Source organism: Lysinibacillus sp. VIII_CA, from assembly GCF_049943995.1.
Classification (GTDB): domain Bacteria; phylum Bacillota; class Bacilli; order Bacillales_A; family Planococcaceae; genus Lysinibacillus; species Lysinibacillus pinottii.
In genome coordinates this window covers 21,287-40,136 of record NZ_JBNFXM010000029.1, presented here as the reverse complement: position 1 = coordinate 40,136, position 18,850 = coordinate 21,287, and the positions used below count along the sequence as shown (strand labels likewise).

Here is an 18,850-nt window from a genome sequence, read left to right as displayed (position 1 = left end):
TGCGGTGAAAGCTGCACGTTGGGTGTGGAGCAGGGGAAAAGATGGAGATAACTTCAAAGTTTTACCTATTGCTATAACAAATATAGAGGAATTGGATGGGACACTAGATGTTTAATTTAAAGCTAGAATTATTGGTCTATTTCGGAATCAATTGTTACCAATGCAAAAAGGAAAAGTCTGTACATACATTAACCCCAGAGGAATTAATCTATATGGGTTTTAATGCTTACAACGTAAAAAAGTTGGAGATCCAGGTTTGTGAAAAATGCTATGAGGAAGTAAAACAAACTGTGAGCAAAACAGAACAGGGTGCTGCTCAGTGGCAAGGAAAAATAGAACGAGAACGAAGATGGAAGAACGCTTCAGAAATACAACCACTTATTGGGTCAAAAGGATTCTCCGAAATGTTAGGCTGGAGTAAACAAGCATTCAGTGCGAAATATATAATGCAGCAACGAGAGGGCAGAAAGTTTCGAAATCCGCTCCCCGAGCCAGTGCAAATACTTGCAGCCACACCTGTGTGGACTTTAGAGCAAGCAGAAGAATATAAGAAGCAGCTTGCTACTTCAGAAGCTGATTAATCGTCTCAGTATAATTAAACAAATGGACAAGTAAATTGAAAATGAAATAAATTTGGAGGGTAGTTATATGAATTTTTTCGAGTATATAAAAAATCATTCTTATGGTGAAATAAAAGAATTAAAGAAGGAAATCGTTTCTCTGTTGGTTTTGGATAGACAGAAAATCAACAAAAATGAAAGTTCCCTATTTATTAATTCTAGAAATAGCATCGTTGTTGCACATATAGATGAAGTACTAGAACGATTAGAACAACAAGAGGATATAGATAGCTTAATTGCAGGGGTTTTACAGTTAATTAAAGTAAACGCGATTATGGTAAGTCATTTGCAATCGGCTTCATTTTATGAAGAGTGGATTTCTAAAGGATATATTGCTCAAATTGAAAGAAGCATTAAATTGCCGCAAACATAGGCTCATTAAAAAACTGAGTTTGAGCACGAACCTAAAGTATTGTTTTGAATTAAAGCAGTCGGTTTCTTAAAGGAGCATTTTCTAGGTTACCGAAAGCGAAACACGTGCTGACTTGGCCAAAGCTCTGCAAATCACCTTAGAACTTGCTGGATTATTTTATATGCCTTAAAAAGAAAATAACTAAATGTGCTTTATCTACTGAACAATTTGAAGAAAATACTCATGAATAGAAAAGAAATCGCAAGTAACCAAGAATATGTGGAAAACTACAAAGGAATTTTGTACAATATATAAAACGGCATATATTTTGAACGATTGAAAAGTTGGAAGCACCACTTTCGTAAATACGAAGGTGGTGTTTTGTCGTTTTTGGCAAATCTGAGAATAGGGAGAGGGAAATAATGACTACAAAACGCAGCATAAACCGTTACATTGGTAAAGAGCCACAGGAGTTTAAGATTGTTGGCTATAGTGTACGAGAAGAATCAGCAGGAAATATAAAAGTTAAAAGTGTGGTTGCACAGGATGAACAATCATTAAATATTACCCATTTAATAGAATGGAGACCTACGTTAGTAAATTAGCCTACTACTTTTTTTAGAAAATAAAAATTGTTACACTGGGTGAAAAATGGGTTTGTGGTATTTTTAATTAAACTTTCATTCATAGCTATATTTGTAGCGTATGTGTTTATGATCATGCTCATTAGTTGAATAACAAGCAATTTAAATTAAACTAGTTGAATAGTTTCTATTAGAACATTATATAACTATATATCTATTTTTTTCTGATGATGAATTTAGGGGAAAATAGTTGATGTTATAATCTGAATCTATCTTCTATTATTGTACTAATAGATACTAAATATAATAATTAATAACTAAATAAGTATTTTCCCTTTTAAATTATAGAGGAGGGACCTATAAGCAAATTAGCTTTTAGGTCCCTTTTTAGTTACTTTTTTTGTTTTTGGAATAGTAGGGAATCCTGAACGTTCGGATGCTCTTTTTACGCCCTCTAGAATCTTCTTTTTCTTATCTTCTGCAGTCATTTTATCGCCCCCTTTAATTTTTAGTTTCACCCAATAAAAAAATTTTCATACATTCTAGGAAGAAATCACATTACATAAAATAAATCATGTACTGAGGACAAAAATACTTTGTCCCCAATCAAAATCGCCATTGGGGGGTGCGGGGGAGTGCAAAAAGAGAGAAGAAGCGAACGTATGTATCAAAAAAAACGACCAGTGAAGCCTATACTCCAATCAAATTTAAAACATGTTATCTACAGTTTGCATTACATTACAGGGGTTCCTGTGCAGGACGTTTGCCCGGAACTTTGCATGTTAGTGCTGCGAGATCGAGAATCAATAGAAAGCTTGTCCAAGTATTTTAAAAGGGATTTTTTGTATGGCACCACACTATTTAGAGGTCACTTAGATAATGAAGATATAGAGAAAAAAATAAGAGGAAATAAGGAAAGAGTATCAACGAAATTTACCGTAAATGAGTATAAGCCAGTGGCCCTGTTAGCATTTTCACTAGATGCTAGTATATCTCGAACCGTAGCTGTCCTATTAGAAATTAGTATGAGCCATGTGCGTTTTGTGAATCGATATATAAAAAAATATTTGCAAAATGAATTGGAAGAATGGCAAATGAGAGAGTTTAAAGAGATATTGCGGTATGTAAATAAGCATGGGGAATCCCATTTTTCTTGGGCTTCATTGCTACAACACGTTGTAGATGAACTAGGAACTCCATCCACGGATTATAGGCTGAAGGAGATCTTCCGTGATTTTATCGATTTAAATTGGAGAGATTAAATATACTGAAGCGGCATTTAAAGTGAAAATTAATTGTAAGAGTTAAAATTAATAATTGAAGTCGAAGTCACTAGACCCCTGATGAGAAATGGGTAGTATAACACTGTAGCTTACTCCAGAATAGACAAGTAGGAGCTGGAGGAAATAGAAATAGAAATAGAAATAGAAATAGAAATTCATTTAGCATGCCTGCAGGTTTTTGAATAAATAGAAAGAGCAGATGGCTTTACATCTGCTCTTTCTATTTTTTAATCATGTTTTTATCTGACCTAATGCTTATTAATCATTGAGTTTTTTGTTCTCAAATTCACGTTGGAGCGCATCACGATCGTCTTTAGATAGATTTTTAGATATTGTTTGAAAAGAGGGGAGTTTTTCCTTTTGCTCTTTTCTAAACTTCTCCCATTTCCTTGGTGAAAAGGAATGTGGCGCATACTTTTTCACTACCTGAATTATATCGTCCTTTGTATAAACAGTTGGGCGATTTGAAGGATGTACGGGTAATCCCATAACCTGTTTCATGCTATTCCAGGAACCAAAGTATTCAATTAGTGCATGAAAATTAGGCAATTTTAAATCAGGATATTCATTTACATATGCATCCCACAAAAGTGCAGTACTTAAATGCTGTTTATATGGCTCTAAAAGGGCTTTAACTTCATTTTCAGGTAGACTTTCTAAATGCCTAATAGTGACGGGCTTTATGTATCCAAAATGGGCTTTTGCCTCACTCCATGACCCGAAATGATAAATTAAAGCAGAGACAGTGGGGAGATTTAACTCAGGATGTTCTTTAACGAACTCCGTCCACTGTCTCACTGATGATAAATATTGTTTATAAGGTTCGATTTCTCCAAACACTCAATCCTCTCCTTCTAAGTTGCGCGATCTAGATGTAATTTCTCTGAATTAATTTATATGCATTTTGAGCGCGGCCATCATCAGGATTCTGGCGTAAATATGAAACTAAGAAGGCTAATACATCAGCGATATATACATGCTTCAATGCAAAATAATTAGAAACTGCAGCAGAAGCGGTTACATAATTTTTCTCGCCTAACTTGTATTTATCTAACTCTTCAGGATAATAAGCTGGTAATACATAAGCTAAAACATGTAATTTATGCATTAATGCCAGCAATGCTAATTCATTAGAATTTTCTAACATGTCTTGAAGTGATTCTTCAGACAGCATTCGGATATCCTCAAAATCTTCTAATGGCTGGATACATGTACGGAATGATAGCCGGTATCTAGGATCTGCTTCTTGTGGTTCCGTAATTGCAACAAATGAATGGTTCAATGCATCCCACTCAATATAAAGACATTGTGCAGGTACATATAATTTATCTTCTGAATTAAAGGATTTATCAAGCACTTTCCCATAAAGACTTATATCAGTTATTGAGTAATTTGCAGATGAGCTAGTATATCTAGGTAATGGCTGTGCTCCAATAATGAACCACCTTTGAAGTGAACGAGAAAATCCAACCAAGATATTAGATGTTGAATTAGCATGTGCGAATGCTTTATTTAAAAAGCGGTCCGCTTCATCATTAGATAATGTACGAGATGTAAATTGATCTAAGTGTGTTGCTCCATATTGATACACTATACCTTTATCTTGTTGTTCTGTGAAAATAGCACTTTGTTGCTTGTTCAAATAAGAAATAATGTCAACAGAGGGCTCATCATCTGAGTGCTTTTTAGCTTCTTTAGTAACAGGTTTCCCGAAAATGCGCTCTAGTAATACTAATGCTACTCCAATAATTATAAAAGGCAATAGCAACATAATTTTAACCGGCATAGGTGCTGTAATAAAAATTGATTGTTGAATTGCTCCTAAATACAATAACACAGAAAGGAAACCAAGTAGAATAACAAATAAAATAAAAGTAACCAAAAAAGTCATAACTGATGTACTTTGAACAAGTCCAATATTATGCGCAAATGAAGTAATACCAAGAATATTAGCTATTGGCTGAAACCAGTTTTCCCATTTGGCCAACATTAAGACTATTAGAGCAAATACAACTAATCCCAATCCCTTTGATTTTTGTTGTATGTGGTATTGTTGAAAACAACTAACTACAGTTTCGATGGCACTAAGCATATAATTACCCCTCCTTGACAATAAATATTTAACGTTATAATAACATTTATTAATTGTAATTTCAATAAATTTCAAGAATTAAAATAGATTTGAAGAGACAATAATAACGTTAAATGAAAAAAAGAACTCTTAATTTACAGAGTTCTGGTCAGGAATTAAAGAAAAGGATAAGTGATGGATTATTCGATTTGGAGTCGTGCTAACAATAACTTTTCGACTTGCGTCTTAACGGCCATATTTGCGTAACGAAATACTTGATCTTCGCCTGGGGTAGTTATCGTTAAATCGAAGAAATACTCGTCAATTATCTCCCACTTTACGATTTTAATTTTCTGTTTTGCTAATAGGCGCTTTTCATTGTAGTAATCAGTCCTAATCGAATTAATTAGCTTTTCTATGATCGGCAAATAAACTTTGTTCATTTTCAAGTTTTCAATCGTCGTATAATCACGCTGTAACGATTGCATCGCCATTTCTAAAATGAAAAACTTATGCATTTGCGCTCTTTGTTTTGAATTAATCAAGACTACTCACCCTAACTTTAAGAACATACGTTTGTTTTAATGATAGAACAAAAACCCTTGATGCGCAAACAAAAAAAGACCGCAAGGCGCAACACCATACGGTCTTTAATACGTTTGTTGAGATATGTTGATTATTAACCCCTCGAAGCCTCCACAGTGTAGATATAGATGTTTCAAAAATAAAATATTTGTTTTTGACTTTATATTCTATTTAATCTATCTTCCTTAGCCAATTTTTTAGATTCTTCGATAAGTTCATTTAAAGTAACAGGTAATCTTATTATTAATTTAGTGTAAAATAATTTTTTTGTTACCGAATCGGATAATTCAAAAACGATTGTTTTTGAATTTGCTAACGATATTGTAGCATGCTCGCTTTTTTTTAAATCTAATTTAAATTTTAATTGTGTACTTGGATTTTTGTATTCTATGTTACCTGTTTTAGTAATATCTAATTCTGCCATATTAATATCCCATGATTCTTTTTTAGGATTCTGATAGAGTTCTAGCCTACACTTTTTAGCACCTAAAGCTTTGAGTAAATTAATAATTGCTAATTGATCACTTAATGGAAGCACTATTTCACTATTTTTAAAATTACTTAGTTTAACTAAATATTTTGTATAGCTAAATTGAAAAAGCCATTCCTTAATTGTCTTAATCATTCCTATTTCTCCCCTAAGTCTAAATCATTTTTCTCTAAGGGGTCCCGTCAGGAAAATGCGGATTTACAACGTTAAGCCTAGTTTCCTGACGATTCCCCCATTTTTAACAACGTTAAGAAAGTTTTAGTGGTCTTAAAGAATCTAATGAAATCACTTTCTCCGAATTAAAATGATATTCTCCTAGCAAATTAATATGTTCCCAACCTAGAGGCGACATATGGTGCAATAATTCTTCATTAAAACTAACAGCTTGTTTTTGATATTCAACTGCTTTTGTTAGATGTAAGGTATTCCATATACTGATGGCATTAATGATTATGTTTAAAGCACTGGCCCTTTGCAATTGATGCTGTATGGTTCTTTCCCTTAGCTCACCTTGTTTTCCAAAGAAAATGGCTCTTGCCAATCCATTCATGGCTTCTCCTTTATTCAATCCTCTCTGTATTTTTCTTCTTAATGATTCATCAGAAATGTAATTCAAAATAAAGATCGTTTTTTCTATTCGTCCCATCTCACGCAAGGCTGTGGCTAAGCTGTTTTGTCTTGAATAAGAGCCGAGTTTCCCCATAATAAGAGATGCTGAAACTGTTCCTTCCTTTATAGAATGAGCTAATCGCAAAACGTCTTCATAGTTTTCTTTAATGACCTTTGTATTTATTTGTCCACGTAAAATGGCTTCTAATTTTGGATATTCACTTGCTTTATCTATTGTAAATAATTTTGAGGCTGATAAATCTCTTATTCTTGGAGCGAATTTAAATCCTAATAAATGGGTCAGTCCGAATATTTGGTCTGTGTAACCGGCCGTATCTGTATAATGCTCTTCTATATTTAAATCCGTTTCATGGTGCAATAATCCATCTAAAACATGAATCGCATCCCTTGAATTTGTATGAATAATCTTTGTGTAGTAAGAAGAGAATTGATCACTCGTAAATCGGTAGATGGTGGCCCCTTTTCCAGTCCCGTAATGTGGGTTTGCATCTGCATGAAGTGAGGAAACACCTAGTTGCATTCTCATACCATCTGACGAGGATGTTGTACCGTCGCCCCAATAGGAGGACAATTGTAATTTATGATGAAAATTTACTAATACGGCTTGGGCTTTATTCATTGCATCTTCATACATGCGCCATTGAGATACATTCGCCAATTGCTTATATGTAAGTCCGGGTGTTGCTTCAGCCATCTTGCTTAAACCAATATTCATTCCCATTCCTAAAAGGGCAGCCATAATAATAATCGTTTCTTCTTTATCCGGTTTTCGATTATTAGCAGCATGAGTAAATTGCTCATGAAATCCTGTTATATGCGCAACATCCATTAGTAAATCGGTTAATTTTATTCTTGGTAGCACTGATAAAGGCTTGCACTAAACTTTTTTGCTTCTTCTGGAACATCTTTTTCTAAGCGTGCAAGCGACAGCTTTCCTTTTTCAAGAGAAACTCCATCCAATTTGTTGAAATTGGCAACTAACCACTTTAACCTTTCATTAAGACTGCTGGTTCTCTCCGTTATATAATCTTCAAATGATAAACTAACTGATAATCTCGTATTCTCCTTTGTTTGATTCCATGTATCTTCTGAAAACAAATATTCCTCAAAATCTCTATATTGTCTGCTGCCAACAATGGAAACATCTCCTGCCCGAACATGCTCCCGAAGTTCTGATAAAACAGCCATTTCATAGTAATGACGATTGATTGTTGTACCATCATCCTCGTATAAATGCTTTTTCCATCGTTTTGAAATAAAATCTACAGGTGAGTCATTAGGTACTTTTCGTTTTCCGGATTCGTTCATTCCTCGGATAATCTCAACAGCCTTTAAAAGTGGCTCATTTGCCTTTGTGGAATGAAATTCCAATACTCTTAATAGCGTTGGCGTATATTTTCTTAGTGAATAAAACCGTTTTTGCAATAAGTCTAAATAATCATAGTCGGCAGGACGTGCAAGCTCCTGAGCTTCTTCGACTGAAGAGACAAAAGAATTCCATTCAATAACGGATTCTAAAACCTTAAAAACGTCTAATTTTTCCTGTTTTGCTTTGATCAAAGCTTGTCCGATGTTCGTAAAGTGTATAACTTTCTCATTCAGCTTTTTACCATTTTGTTTCTGAATTTCCTCTTGAGCTTTACGGCCTTTTGATAACAGACTGAGTATTTGTCTGTCATGAATTTCAAACGCTTTATCCGTTAACTCCTGAGTAAGATTTAATAAATAGACGGTTAATATTGAATAGCGTTTACTTTCCTGAAAGTCACGGAATGCATAAGGCTCATATCTTGAACCTAAACGAGATAGCTGTAACAGGCGATTGCGATGCAAATGACTAATTTTTACCGACTCCAATTCTATTTCCCGTATGTATTCCAGGCGTTCTATTACTTTTAGAAATGTTTCGGGTGAAGGATGACCCGGTGGTTCCTTTAACCAACCCAATATTGTTTTATTGGATTCGGATGGTTGCTGCGAAGTGATGATCTCTTCAAGTTTTTCTTTTTGCTCTATTGTTAGAGACTGACTAACCGTATTAAATAGCTTCTTTTCAGCCATTGCTCTTGCCTCCCACACCATTCTTTCAAGTGTAGTGATAGCAGGTAGTATGATTTTGTTTTTCCTTAAAAAATCTATGCATTCATGCAGTAGATGAATGGCATCACCATTTTCCAAAGCTAATTGATGAAGGTGCTTAAATGCCATTCGATATTCTCTCAGGGTAAAAGTTACAAAGTCGTATTCACTTCGAATTTCTTTCAAATGATCCCAAAGTGTATTTTCCCTTTGAGGATAATGACTAAGCGAGGATGGACTGGTACCGATCTGTTTCGATATATATTGTAAGACTGAATCTGGGATGGTTTTGATATGAGTGTATGGCCAACCAGGATACCGAAGAACAGCTAATTGAACGGCAAATCCTAAACGGTTTTCTTCCCTCCTTCGCTTGTTAACTATTTCTAAATCTCGTTTGGAAAAAGTGAAGTAGGTCCCCAGTATCCATTCATCTTCAGGAATTTGCATAAAAGCCTGTCTCTGTTCCGGTGTAAGCAATTCTCTACCTCTCGCCATTTTCATTCAGTATCATCCCATTTCTGTATTTTCAATTTATTAGTTCAATTATATATCAATAGAGTGTACTCTATTGATACAAGTGTAGTAGACTGGTAAAATCATAGCTAAGAGTGTCTCATAAGACTAGTATCAAAAAGAGGTGATATTTTGAGGAAAATCGGTTATATACGTGTCAGTTCGACTAGCCAAAATCCTTCAAGGCAATTTCAGCAATTGAACGAAATCGGAATGGATATTATTTTTGAAGAAAAAGTTTCTGGTGCAACAAAGGACCGTGAACAACTTCAAAAAATGTTAGGGGATTTACGAGAAGGGGACATTATTTATGTTACAGACTTAACTCGGATCACTCGTAGCACGAAGGATTTATTTGAATTAATTGATGATATAAGAGGTAAAAAGGCAAGTTTAAAATCACTAAAAGACACATGGCTAGACTTATCAGAAGGTAATCCCTACAGCCAATTCTTAATTACGGTTATGGCGGGTGTAAATCAGCTAGAACGGGATCTTATCCGTATGCGGCAGCGTGAAGGGATTGAACTGGCTAAGCAAGAAGGAAAGTTTAAAGGTCGGTTAAAGAAATATCATAAAAATCATGCAGGAATGAATTATGCAATTAAGCTATATAAAGAAGGAAATATGACTGTAAATCAAATTTGTGAAATCACAAATGTGTCTAGGGCTTCATTATATAGAAATCTATCAGAAGTGAACAAATAGTCCTTCCATATCTATATTCCAAAAAAGGCCATTAGGGTAGTGGGGGACTCTTTTTAATACAAATGGATGATTATGTTAAATTGTATCGGGATATGTGAAGACTTGTACTTAGGTTAACTACATATCATTTATTAATAATCCATGAACAAAGAAACCAAGCTACTCATCTCATAAAACTTCATTTGAGTTGCTTGGTTATTTTATACATACTACTGTTCAATATCTGTAGACTCCAAATACCGGTAAAGAGTAGATTTACTAATTCCTGTTTCGTTTTTGATTTCCATTAATTTATAACCTTCATGATACATAGAGATAGCCATTTTTATGTTGTCGTCTAATTTTTTGGGACGCCCGACTGATTTCCCTTGTTTTTTTGCTTCTTCCATACCGAGAACAGTTGATTGCTTGATCATGTCGGTTTGGAATTGAAGCATATGCACCATTATGTCCTTTAAATAAAAGCTCAGTACCTCGTTACTTTTAATATTCTCATGTAAGAAATGCATTATTACTTGATCTACCTCGCATACTTTTAAAAGATCCATGAGATGTCGCGATGTATCAGCAAGTACAATTAACCTTTCTACGATGACTACATCTTCAGGTTGTAATTCCATGAAAAGTGCATCTAATTGCACTCTTTTTTTAGCTGAACCATGCTCTTCAGTGTAGATTTTATCGCATAATTCACTCAAAACTTTGTACTGTTTTTCACATTTGCTGTCATTATATAAAGGTCTCATGTAACCATAAATCATTTCAATACCCTCCTAAAATCATCCCAAAAGGGTTCCTTTTTGGGAATGATACTGTTATGATAATAAAGGAATTTAGAGAAGGAGGCTACTATGCAAAATTTAAAACAACAATGGTTTGGTAATATTCGGGGCGATATTTTGGCAGGGATTGTCGTTGCTCTTGCATTAATCCCTGAAGCAATCGCCTTTTCTATTATAGCTGGCGTTGATCCAATGGTTGGTTTGTACGCATCTTTTATAATTGCTATGGTTATTGCATTCGCTGGAGGGCGTCCAGGAATGATATCAGCTGCTACCGGTGCGATGGCTTTATTAATGGTACCATTAATTCGAGATTATGGACTTGATTATCTATTAGCAGCTACTATTTTAACAGGTATACTCCAAATATTATTCGGAGTATTTAAAGTTGCCAAAATTATGAAATTCATCCCTAATGCCGTTATGATTGGGTTTGTCAATGCACTAGCGATTTTGATTTTCATGGCACAAATAGAACATTTCATTGGTATTTCAACAATGACATATGTGTTTGTAGCAGTAACTTTAATCTTATTATACACGTTACCACGATTCATTAAAATTGTTCCTGCTCCATTAATCGCTATTGTCGTATTAACGACTGTCGCCATTTTTAGTGGTGTTGAATTAAGAACGGTAGGAGATCTTGGGGCAATTACGCAATCACTACCATCGTTCTTTCTACCAGAAGTTCCACTTAACTTAGAGACGTTACAAATCATCTTCCCTTATTCACTTTCACTTGCAATTGTAGGGTTACTTGAGTCGTTACTCACTGCTCAAATCGTAGATGATATGACAGGTACAGAAAGTAATAAAAATCGAGAAGCTCGTGGTCAAGGAATTGCCAATTTTATTACAGGGTTCTTTGGTGGTATGGCTGGATGTGCCATGATTGGTCAATCGGTGATTAATGTGAAATCAGGTGGTCGAGGTCGATTATCTACACTTATAGCAGGTTTATTTTTAATGTTCTTAATATTAGTTCTTGGTGAACTAGTTGTTCAGATTCCAATGCCTGTTTTGGTAGGAATTATGATTATGGTAAGTATTGGTACATTTGATTGGAGTTCTTTTAAATACTTAGCAAAAGCACCTCGTACCGATGCAATCGTTATGTTAGCTACAGTCATAATAGTAGTTTATACACATGATCTTTCAAAAGGAGTTCTTACAGGAGTATTATTGAGTGCTATTTTCTTTGTTGTAAAAATTTCAACTGTCAAAATTACTAGAGATGGAAATAGTTTTATCGTAGATGGCCAACTATTCTTTGCTTCTACGGATGGATTTGTAAAGTACTTTAAAAAAGTAGAAATTCAAAGACAAACTATCCAAATTGATTTTTCAAATAGTCGAATTTGGGATGACTCTGGCGTAGGTGCTTTAATGAAAGTTATTGACATGTTACAAGAAAAAGGAATAAATGTTGAAATCATTAATTTAGACGGTACAAGTAAAAAGATAATGAACAAACTGGATGGAATTTCATCATCCCACTAAAGGAGGAATTTTATGTATAAACATATTTTACTTGCTTCTGATGGTTCAGAAAATGCAGTGCGTGCTGCAAAAGAAGCCGTTAAAATTGTTTCTTGTAATAAAGAATCAATTATAGATGTAGTTTATGTAGTTGATTTTGATAAATCTAAATCAGATGTATTACACTCTGGTTCAAGTGAAGCATTGGATATAGAAAGACGAAAAAAGAATTCAAAAGTAATCCAATTTCTTAACGAAGCTAATGTTAATTATAAGACGACTATCCTTCATGGCAAGCCAGGTCCTGAGATCGTAAAATATGCAAATGATCAAAAGGTAGATCTTGTTGTAATTGGTAGTCGAGGGCTGAATGCCTTGCAAGAAATGGTTTTAGGTAGTGTGAGTCATAAAGTAATGAAGCGTGTGAATTGCCCTGCATTGATTGTGAAATAGTTTGATACTGAATTTGATAGTACAGCAGTAAAAAACCGAAATTAAAGAATTTCGGTTTTTTACTTGAATGGAGTAACTAAAGCCTAAATTATCAATTATAACACCGAGAATTTAGGCTTTTTTATATTGGGATTCCCTTAACGTTGTAAATCCGCATTTACCTGACGGTACCCCTCTAACAAGTTTAAGACTTCTAAATATGCTTGTTCATATCCATCGTACCACTCAGATTGTCGTATCAGATTATTCTCTTCATGTTCTTTACTTTTGGTTGCAGCATAATTTATTTTTTTCTTTAAATGTTCTATTAAACTCTCATTAGCCATGACTATGATTTAACCTCCTACTGTTATGGATTATATTTTACAAATAGTTACTAATGGCATTTGTCCATTGGTGGCTGGCATGTCGTTCTTGATCAAATATTTTCTCTAGATAAATCATTGTTGTGTCCAATCTTTCATGACCGAGACTTCTCATAATATCATGCACACTAACATCATTTTCATGAGATATAATAGCGAACGCATGACGAAATATGTGTGGTGTTATTCTATTTGTATCAAAGGGCAAATGCTCTTGAATTTTGGCCATTTCTTTACATAGTGTTTGAGTAAGATAAGATGGCGAAAAGAAGGCGCCAGTTTTAGTTGGAATCAAAGGACTATCAGCTGCAGCGTATTCTAGTGGCTCCACATTGCGTGCCTGTCTATAGTAAATGATACTTTGCTTAACGGATGGTTTAAGTGGTACATCTCGTCTTTTATTTCCTTTACCTAGTATTTCTAAATATTCCTCGCCGTTAATATTTCGCTTTATCGATTTGATTTGAAGGGTGCAAAGTTCTTCGTTACGGATACCTGTGGCAACCAATAACTGAACGATTGTAAACGCAAATATGTTTTTGGTTTTTATAAACGCTTCAAGCACTCGCACCACATCATCTGTTCCCATATCGCGGTTTGGACGATCATCGCTATTAACGGATATTGATTTTAATCCTTCATGTAATGGTTCTGAAATATATTTTTTATCATAGAGAAAGCGGAAAAACTGTTTTAATATAGTGGTCTTTGTAGTTAATGTTGCTACAGAGTATCCAGTTTTATTTTTTTCAAAATTTGCTTTTACATATGGACTACTTTTAACTAGCCACTCCTGGTATTTTCTTAAATGGCGGGGGGATAATGAACGTAAGAACTGTTGCTCTTGCCACTCTACATCTAGCCCCATCTCATCCTGATACATAGATATATATTGGATAAATTGTTTAATTTCTCGTTCATATGATTTAGTTGTTCTTTTAGAACGTGAACGTTCCTTTAATAATTTTTCGGATGTATAAAGGTACCAGGTAACAACATCTGCATCATTAAAATAAGTAAAGCTGGGTAGGGATTCCTTTTCTGCTTGATCTACAGCAGCTTGAAGTGCATTTATAGTTTTAGCTGTCTGTATTGATACACCATTTTCCCGTATATTAATATTCATTTTTTTCTCTCCATTTCAAAGTCATACCTTAGTTATAGTAACTTTGGTTAAAATATGCAAGTTTAGAGTTTATAATTCACTCGTGATGTAGTATAGTGTATATATTAAGTTTTTATTATTTGGTGGTCTTACTAATTTATATAGTAATGACGGGGAACGTATTGTACAAGCCTTTGGGCAATTTGATTACACATTACTTAATGTATGTGTTTTCCTATTGACCAAAGGCTTTTTTGCGTCCTTCACCTAAAAAAGGAGAGGTAAATATGGATAATACAAGTTGTGAGAAGGTAAAGACCTGTAATTTTAAAGGAAGTTCATTTGACTTACTTCTAATTAAATCTGAAAACCCTGGAATTGATGGATACATAACTGTTTCTGGGGCCCCTGAAGAATTTGGAGTAAATGGCTTTATTTTTGATGACGAAGATGCAATTTTAGAAGTAATTAATGAAAATACATCTAATACTTGTAAGTAATAACTTTGAAAAGAGGAAAGAGTATGCAATTTAATTATGAAAATCCAGAAACTAAAGCGTCTTACACTTATGGAATCGACCAATTAGGCGGCTTGTTTATTACAAGAGATTTAAATGGTGAATATCTTAATTTCACTCATTTTTATCCGTTTGACAAGCGTCTTACTTATGATGGTGTCATAGCAGCTTTTCATGAAGCGGATCTATCGATAATAAAAGAGACATCCATAGGAGGAGAACATCAAGTGTTTTTTGAGCTTGGTACTTCTGAAGACTATAAAGGCCCGCTTAAACCTGAATTAATTCATCATTATTCAGGAGAGTATAAATTCATAGTAAATACGTGGGGAGAATTATTTGATTTAATGTCTTATTTTAACGAGGATGTATTTTTCTTCGAGATGACATTATTAAGTAATACTGGGGAAGGAAAGTTCTCAGAACCATACAGTTGGACTAATGATGGCGCTCCGTCCTATTTTAGAAATTAATTTAATGCTAATAAAGAACAGATACCTTTGAACAAATTGTTCAGGGGTATTTTTTGTTTAAGGAGAGATTTTATGAAAATAAAAACTATAAAAGCATCTGCAAGAGGAATTACATTTAGTGACATTTCATTATTTCCAATCGGTACAAAAGTTCGCTATCAATTGGACCGTTCCGAACGAAAATTAATTATTTCGCCTTCAATTGATGGCGAAAGAGAGGTCACAGTTTCGAGAAAGAAGTCCGGAAACAATTACATTCCGCTTCTAGATATAAGAAGCAAAGATGTATTAGAACTCTTTGCTGATGCAGATAAGTTAGATATATCGATATCGGATGATCAAGTTATCGTTACTTCTACAGCAGATAATAATACTACATCGGTTTCATTTGATAAAACCGAGTTATTTGCAGCTGCAGGTGTAGACGCTAATACAGAGTTCCTAGCACAGGCTGTTACAGTTGCTTCATTTTTTAGCGGAGCTGGACTACTTGATGCAGGATTCTCAGCAATTAAGGATTATCGTATTGTTTTCGCATTAGAAAAGGACTCAGACGCGGCATTAACCTATAGGGTTAACCACGGTGACCATATTCACGTCGGTGATATATGTGAGTTAACTTGTGATGAGGTACCTCCTGTTGATGTGATCATAGGTGGTCCTCCATGCCAAGGTCATAGTAATGCAAATAGAAGAACGAACTACCTCGATAACCCCAATAATTTACTCCTAAAAGAGTATTTAAGGATTATAAAAGGCAATCCGGCTACCAAAGTCTTTGTGTTAGAAAATGTTCCTGAATTACTAACAGGCGGGGATGGTCAATTTGCAGAGGAGATTTATGAAGCATTGAAGGAATTTGAAATATCAACAGGTATATTGAATTCTGTTGACTACGGATCCGCGCAAAGTCGTAAACGTGCGATTTTAATAGGCTCTCGTATAGGACGTATTGAACTACCGAATGCAACTCATTCACCCGCTGAATACAACACTGTAGCCAATGCTTTACATGATATTCATGAGGCTATCGTTAATCAGCAGGACGTGAGTATTCCTAGACCAAAAACAAGGGAGCGGTTCACTTTCATACCTGAAGGTGCGAATTGGGAAGCCCTGCCTAAACATTTGCTTGGCAAAATGCGTAAAGGATTAACACATTCTAATATTTTAAGAAGACTCTCATGGGATTCACCTTCAATTACGTTACCCAATGTACGTAAATCGAACATATTACATCCTACAGAAAATCGAATTTTAAGTATTAGAGAAATAGCAAGGTTATTTGACCTTCCAGATTCATTTGAATTTGTAGGAAAGTTAAGGAGCATGCAGCAGCAACTTGCAAATGGTGTGCCATTTCGCTTAGGTAATGCAATAGCCAAACAAATCATAGAGGCGTTTAAAAGAATTCGTCAATCTAAGTGTGAAGTCATTTACGACTATATCCATAGCTTACGAGAGGATGATTTCTATGCATATTGAGATAAGACTTCTTATACCGACTATTGCATTTATTCGTGACCTCAAAATTCATAACGTCACAATGAATAATCAACCCTGTATATGCTCTGATCCAGTGCGATGGCATTGTATCATTGGTCGTGATAAAGATAAGCAAGAAGTAGTTATTGATTTAGAAATCGAAGGCTGGATTGATATTAATGGAAACTATGTTGAGACCATGTTGGATTTAGTGTTCAACAGGTCCCTATCCATCGAATATGAGTTAATGCCTTCATTTGTAGCTCAAAAAGTTCAACTGCAGATGACTTCCGAAAAGGAGATTGACTAATGATTAAATCAATAATTGAGTATTTCAAGGGATGGCATACATTAATTAATGCTGGAGGCATTATATTCGCTGTTAAATACCAATTAGGTATTGCTGTAGAAGGAAAAGATTTTTGGGATATCACAATCGATAAATGCGATCTATGTGATGAGGTTCGCTATGTGTGTGGAAGAAGAAGTTCACTTGAAAATCTACACCCTAGCATTGTAAACACATGTAGTTGGGGTTGTGACCATCCAGCTTCAATTCCATCAGAACACTTTGAAAGTGACAGTGTAGAGAGTATTAAGTAATGCATAACAACTTATTATGGAGAGTGTAATTATGAGAAAAACATATGAATATGAGGACAGATTTTTTGCCTTTGGTATAGATAAATTGTGTGGAGTGTTTCTACAAATTCACAATGAAAATGAAAAGGATTTTAAAATTAATAATTGGTCGGAGTTTGAGCCATTTAGCCAGCGGTTCACTTACGATGCTATTCAAGATGCTATTAAAAATGGAGAACTCTTAAAATCAGATTTTAAAGAGATCTGTAAAATTCCTATCGGTGATTTTAACATCTATTTCTCAGAGCTAACGATAAAAGATGATGCTCCAATTGATTTTGAAATACCTAAGAGACTTATGCAAAAGTACTATAATGGTAAACCATTTCGTATCAAAACATTAGGAGATTATTATAAGGTACTTAAGTTGTTTAGAATTCACCTAACCTTCTCTAAAATAACCTGGTATCCGTACTCTAAACGTTCAACGGGGGTCCTTTATGAATTTTATAAATAATAAAGAACTAAGTAAACCTAAATTGTACGAGAAATCAGAGCCTTTTGTTGCGAATGACGGAACTGAAGGTGTTATTACTTGGTGGGAAGATGAAAGTGGCAAAGAGGTAGGTCCACGTACATGCTCAGAATGTGAGTGTGCTATGTGGCAGGGACATGTGATCAATGACGGTGATGAGTACTACTGTGTGACTTGTATATACAAACATTACACTTCAGAACAGTTAAATGAAATGTACGAGAATAATGCGCAATACTACACGGAATGGGAAGAGTCAGATTTAATGGATGACTTTGAGCTAGTGTATGAAGAGCAGATTAGCTAATGCTAGAGTGGCCAAATTTGAAATGGAGGAAAATAAAATGATTGAAGTGACAAAAGAGGAATGGAACAAAATACCGTACGGTTATAAAGGGCAATGGGAAAGACAAATAAAAGACAATGGATGGCAACCTGACTTACCAGAAGAATATATCGGGAAAAGAACAGTTTTGTCTGGGTGTATAAGTGACGAAATCGGAGCTTTGTTGACAGAAGATATACATTTTAAAATTATTGATTAAAACATCTATTTAAAGGAGTAATGCGAAATGCAAATTATGAGAGGAATTCTATCTAAGTTTCAATCACTTCGTAATCAGTTTTTTTATTCTATGGGTGAACATAGATGGAAACGAATTTTAGTTCTTTATCTTGGACTGGCTATTTATTGGTGCTTTATTAAGTGGCTTACAATTGGAGAATTAAAGCCGAACTATTGGCACGATATTATTTGCCTTGCAATAGCAGCTATTGTAGAACGTAGCCTTCCATGGGGTAAAAAGGAGATTAATATGGAGAAATACATGATTGCAATTAAAGACAGCGCTCTTTATGAGAGAGGATTTTGCTTCAAATGTGTCATTGTGGGTGATAAAGTGACACTCGATAGTGACCTGTGCCGGGGGACTGAAACGATATCGATTAAACAGTTCAAGAATGACTTTAAAAAAATGAGCAAAAAAGACTTCGATTTATTTATTGAGCTTTCCATAGAAGGTTATGATCCAACAGAAGCGGTTTTAAATAAATACTTAGGTTGATATATAGAATTAAGAATAGTTGTAGGGTAACACAAAATTACTCAAAAGGAACTTGAGAGGCTGGGACAAAACCCACCTCTAAATTAAA

At 34.7% G+C, this 18,850-nt stretch carries 23 protein-coding genes and 1 pseudogene; 16 read left to right on the top strand and 8 right to left on the bottom strand.

Features of this window, described 5'->3' with window-relative positions:
- Positions 1 to 107: 107 nt before the first annotated feature.
- From ACP3VS_RS22785 to ACP3VS_RS22770, 4 genes are all read left to right on the top strand, one after another.
- Positions 108 to 581, top strand: coding sequence for a hypothetical protein (locus ACP3VS_RS22785; RefSeq protein ID WP_426390092.1), 474 nt, complete (start codon positions 108 to 110; stop codon positions 579 to 581).
- A gap of 67 nt (positions 582 to 648) precedes the next feature.
- Positions 649 to 993: a hypothetical protein gene (locus tag ACP3VS_RS22780; protein WP_197224327.1), complete on the top strand. Its 345-nt coding sequence runs from the start codon at positions 649 to 651 to the stop codon at positions 991 to 993.
- Between the two features lie 401 nt (positions 994 to 1,394).
- Positions 1,395 to 1,577, top strand: coding sequence for a hypothetical protein (locus ACP3VS_RS22775; protein WP_197224328.1), 183 nt, complete (start codon positions 1,395 to 1,397; stop codon positions 1,575 to 1,577).
- Positions 1,578 to 2,191: 614 nt separating this feature from the next.
- Complete coding sequence (locus ACP3VS_RS22770) at positions 2,192 to 2,818, top strand: hypothetical protein (protein WP_426390090.1); 627 nt, start codon at positions 2,192 to 2,194, stop codon at positions 2,816 to 2,818.
- Positions 2,819 to 3,097: 279 nt separating this feature from the next.
- On the opposite strand, the gene ACP3VS_RS22765 is transcribed toward ACP3VS_RS22770, so the two are convergent.
- The 5 genes and pseudogenes from ACP3VS_RS22765 to ACP3VS_RS22745 all read right to left on the bottom strand — a co-directional run bounded on the left by ACP3VS_RS22765 (position 3,098) and on the right by ACP3VS_RS22745 (position 9,198).
- Positions 3,098 to 3,679, bottom strand: coding sequence for a hypothetical protein (locus ACP3VS_RS22765; RefSeq protein ID WP_036224186.1), 582 nt, complete (start codon positions 3,677 to 3,679; stop codon positions 3,098 to 3,100).
- A gap of 28 nt (positions 3,680 to 3,707) precedes the next feature.
- A complete protein-coding gene (locus ACP3VS_RS22760) occupies positions 3,708 to 4,931 on the bottom strand; it encodes a hypothetical protein (RefSeq protein WP_426390089.1) in 1,224 nt (407 codons plus the stop codon).
- 179 nt (positions 4,932 to 5,110) lie between these two features.
- The gene (locus ACP3VS_RS22755; RefSeq protein WP_241745346.1) at positions 5,111 to 5,455 is read right to left on the bottom strand and encodes an aconitate hydratase; all 345 of its coding nucleotides are present in this window, start codon (positions 5,453 to 5,455) and stop codon (positions 5,111 to 5,113) included.
- A gap of 200 nt (positions 5,456 to 5,655) precedes the next feature.
- A complete protein-coding gene (locus tag ACP3VS_RS22750; RefSeq protein ID WP_197224331.1) occupies positions 5,656 to 6,120 on the bottom strand; it encodes a hypothetical protein in 465 nt (154 codons plus the stop codon).
- Between the two features lie 112 nt (positions 6,121 to 6,232).
- A pseudogene (locus tag ACP3VS_RS22745) lies at positions 6,233 to 9,198 on the bottom strand (Tn3 family transposase).
- Positions 9,199 to 9,342: 144 nt separating this feature from the next.
- Between ACP3VS_RS22745 and ACP3VS_RS22740 the strand changes: the two are divergent.
- On the top strand, positions 9,343 to 9,918 hold the full coding sequence (locus ACP3VS_RS22740) for a recombinase family protein (RefSeq protein WP_099805642.1): 576 nt from the start codon (positions 9,343 to 9,345) through the stop codon (positions 9,916 to 9,918).
- Between the two features lie 209 nt (positions 9,919 to 10,127).
- On the opposite strand, the gene ACP3VS_RS22735 is transcribed toward ACP3VS_RS22740, so the two are convergent.
- On the bottom strand, positions 10,128 to 10,679 hold the full coding sequence (locus ACP3VS_RS22735; protein WP_426390088.1) for a recombinase family protein: 552 nt from the start codon (positions 10,677 to 10,679) through the stop codon (positions 10,128 to 10,130).
- A gap of 90 nt (positions 10,680 to 10,769) precedes the next feature.
- On the opposite strand from ACP3VS_RS22735, the gene ACP3VS_RS22730 reads away from it, so the two are divergent.
- The gene (locus tag ACP3VS_RS22730) at positions 10,770 to 12,203 is read left to right on the top strand and encodes a SulP family inorganic anion transporter (RefSeq protein ID WP_426390086.1); all 1,434 of its coding nucleotides are present in this window, start codon (positions 10,770 to 10,772) and stop codon (positions 12,201 to 12,203) included.
- 12 nt (positions 12,204 to 12,215) lie between these two features.
- Positions 12,216 to 12,635 (top strand): universal stress protein, encoded by a 420-nt coding sequence (locus ACP3VS_RS22725; protein WP_426390084.1) that lies wholly within the window; start codon positions 12,216 to 12,218, stop codon positions 12,633 to 12,635.
- Between the two features lie 137 nt (positions 12,636 to 12,772).
- Here ACP3VS_RS22725 and ACP3VS_RS22720 read toward each other — a convergent pair whose 3' ends face one another.
- A complete protein-coding gene (locus ACP3VS_RS22720; protein WP_426390083.1) occupies positions 12,773 to 12,961 on the bottom strand; it encodes a hypothetical protein in 189 nt (62 codons plus the stop codon).
- Positions 12,962 to 12,998: 37 nt separating this feature from the next.
- Positions 12,999 to 14,126: a tyrosine-type recombinase/integrase gene (locus ACP3VS_RS22715; protein WP_197224332.1), complete on the bottom strand. Its 1,128-nt coding sequence runs from the start codon at positions 14,124 to 14,126 to the stop codon at positions 12,999 to 13,001.
- A gap of 266 nt (positions 14,127 to 14,392) precedes the next feature.
- Between ACP3VS_RS22715 and ACP3VS_RS22710 the strand changes: the two genes are divergently transcribed.
- From ACP3VS_RS22710 to ACP3VS_RS22670, 9 genes are all read left to right on the top strand, one after another.
- Complete coding sequence (locus tag ACP3VS_RS22710; protein WP_197224333.1) at positions 14,393 to 14,605, top strand: hypothetical protein; 213 nt, start codon at positions 14,393 to 14,395, stop codon at positions 14,603 to 14,605.
- 23 nt (positions 14,606 to 14,628) lie between these two features.
- Positions 14,629 to 15,096 (top strand): hypothetical protein, encoded by a 468-nt coding sequence (locus ACP3VS_RS22705; RefSeq protein WP_197224334.1) that lies wholly within the window; start codon positions 14,629 to 14,631, stop codon positions 15,094 to 15,096.
- Positions 15,097 to 15,168: 72 nt separating this feature from the next.
- On the top strand, positions 15,169 to 16,581 hold the full coding sequence (locus ACP3VS_RS22700) for a DNA cytosine methyltransferase (RefSeq protein ID WP_426390080.1): 1,413 nt from the start codon (positions 15,169 to 15,171) through the stop codon (positions 16,579 to 16,581).
- Positions 16,571 to 16,891, top strand: coding sequence for a hypothetical protein (locus ACP3VS_RS22695; protein ID WP_426390079.1), 321 nt, complete (start codon positions 16,571 to 16,573; stop codon positions 16,889 to 16,891). The genes ACP3VS_RS22700 and ACP3VS_RS22695 overlap by 11 nt, the downstream gene beginning before the upstream one ends.
- A complete protein-coding gene (locus ACP3VS_RS22690; protein WP_426390078.1) occupies positions 16,891 to 17,184 on the top strand; it encodes a hypothetical protein in 294 nt (97 codons plus the stop codon). Before ACP3VS_RS22695 ends, ACP3VS_RS22690 begins: the two co-directional genes overlap by 1 nt.
- 31 nt (positions 17,185 to 17,215) lie before the next feature.
- On the top strand, positions 17,216 to 17,680 hold the full coding sequence (locus ACP3VS_RS22685) for a hypothetical protein (protein WP_197224338.1): 465 nt from the start codon (positions 17,216 to 17,218) through the stop codon (positions 17,678 to 17,680).
- Complete coding sequence (locus ACP3VS_RS22680; protein ID WP_426390077.1) at positions 17,664 to 18,005, top strand: hypothetical protein; 342 nt, start codon at positions 17,664 to 17,666, stop codon at positions 18,003 to 18,005. The genes ACP3VS_RS22685 and ACP3VS_RS22680 overlap by 17 nt, the downstream gene beginning before the upstream one ends.
- A 37-nt stretch (positions 18,006 to 18,042) precedes the next feature.
- On the top strand, positions 18,043 to 18,243 hold the full coding sequence (locus tag ACP3VS_RS22675; protein ID WP_036224149.1) for a hypothetical protein: 201 nt from the start codon (positions 18,043 to 18,045) through the stop codon (positions 18,241 to 18,243).
- Positions 18,244 to 18,270: 27 nt separating this feature from the next.
- The gene (locus tag ACP3VS_RS22670) at positions 18,271 to 18,762 is read left to right on the top strand and encodes a hypothetical protein (protein WP_426390075.1); all 492 of its coding nucleotides are present in this window, start codon (positions 18,271 to 18,273) and stop codon (positions 18,760 to 18,762) included.
- Positions 18,763 to 18,850 lie beyond the last annotated feature (88 nt).

Bases quoted from the DNA above. Each gene is read 5' to 3' on its own strand.
- ACP3VS_RS22785 (WP_426390092.1), top strand. From the start codon at position 108: ATGTTTAATTTAAAGCTAGAATTATTGGTCTATTTCGGAATCAATTGT.
- ACP3VS_RS22780 (WP_197224327.1), top strand. From the start codon at position 649: ATGAATTTTTTCGAGTATATAAAAAATCATTCTTATGGTGAAATAAAA.
- ACP3VS_RS22775 (WP_197224328.1), top strand. From the start codon at position 1,395: ATGACTACAAAACGCAGCATAAACCGTTACATTGGTAAAGAGCCACAG.
- ACP3VS_RS22760 (WP_426390089.1), bottom strand. From the start codon at position 4,931: ATGCTTAGTGCCATCGAAACTGTAGTTAGTTGTTTTCAACAATACCAC.
- ACP3VS_RS22750 (WP_197224331.1), bottom strand. From the start codon at position 6,120: ATGATTAAGACAATTAAGGAATGGCTTTTTCAATTTAGCTATACAAAA.
- ACP3VS_RS22735 (WP_426390088.1), bottom strand. From the start codon at position 10,679: ATGATTTATGGTTACATGAGACCTTTATATAATGACAGCAAATGTGAA.
- ACP3VS_RS22730 (WP_426390086.1), top strand. From the start codon at position 10,770: ATGCAAAATTTAAAACAACAATGGTTTGGTAATATTCGGGGCGATATT.
- ACP3VS_RS22725 (WP_426390084.1), top strand. From the start codon at position 12,216: ATGTATAAACATATTTTACTTGCTTCTGATGGTTCAGAAAATGCAGTG.
- ACP3VS_RS22720 (WP_426390083.1), bottom strand. From the start codon at position 12,961: ATGGCTAATGAGAGTTTAATAGAACATTTAAAGAAAAAAATAAATTAT.
- ACP3VS_RS22715 (WP_197224332.1), bottom strand. From the start codon at position 14,126: ATGAATATTAATATACGGGAAAATGGTGTATCAATACAGACAGCTAAA.
- ACP3VS_RS22710 (WP_197224333.1), top strand. From the start codon at position 14,393: ATGGATAATACAAGTTGTGAGAAGGTAAAGACCTGTAATTTTAAAGGA.
- ACP3VS_RS22705 (WP_197224334.1), top strand. From the start codon at position 14,629: ATGCAATTTAATTATGAAAATCCAGAAACTAAAGCGTCTTACACTTAT.
- ACP3VS_RS22700 (WP_426390080.1), top strand. From the start codon at position 15,169: ATGAAAATAAAAACTATAAAAGCATCTGCAAGAGGAATTACATTTAGT.
- ACP3VS_RS22695 (WP_426390079.1), top strand. From the start codon at position 16,571: ATGCATATTGAGATAAGACTTCTTATACCGACTATTGCATTTATTCGT.
- ACP3VS_RS22690 (WP_426390078.1), top strand. From the start codon at position 16,891: ATGATTAAATCAATAATTGAGTATTTCAAGGGATGGCATACATTAATT.
- ACP3VS_RS22685 (WP_197224338.1), top strand. From the start codon at position 17,216: ATGAGAAAAACATATGAATATGAGGACAGATTTTTTGCCTTTGGTATA.
- ACP3VS_RS22680 (WP_426390077.1), top strand. From the start codon at position 17,664: ATGAATTTTATAAATAATAAAGAACTAAGTAAACCTAAATTGTACGAG.
- ACP3VS_RS22675 (WP_036224149.1), top strand. From the start codon at position 18,043: ATGATTGAAGTGACAAAAGAGGAATGGAACAAAATACCGTACGGTTAT.
- ACP3VS_RS22670 (WP_426390075.1), top strand. From the start codon at position 18,271: ATGCAAATTATGAGAGGAATTCTATCTAAGTTTCAATCACTTCGTAAT.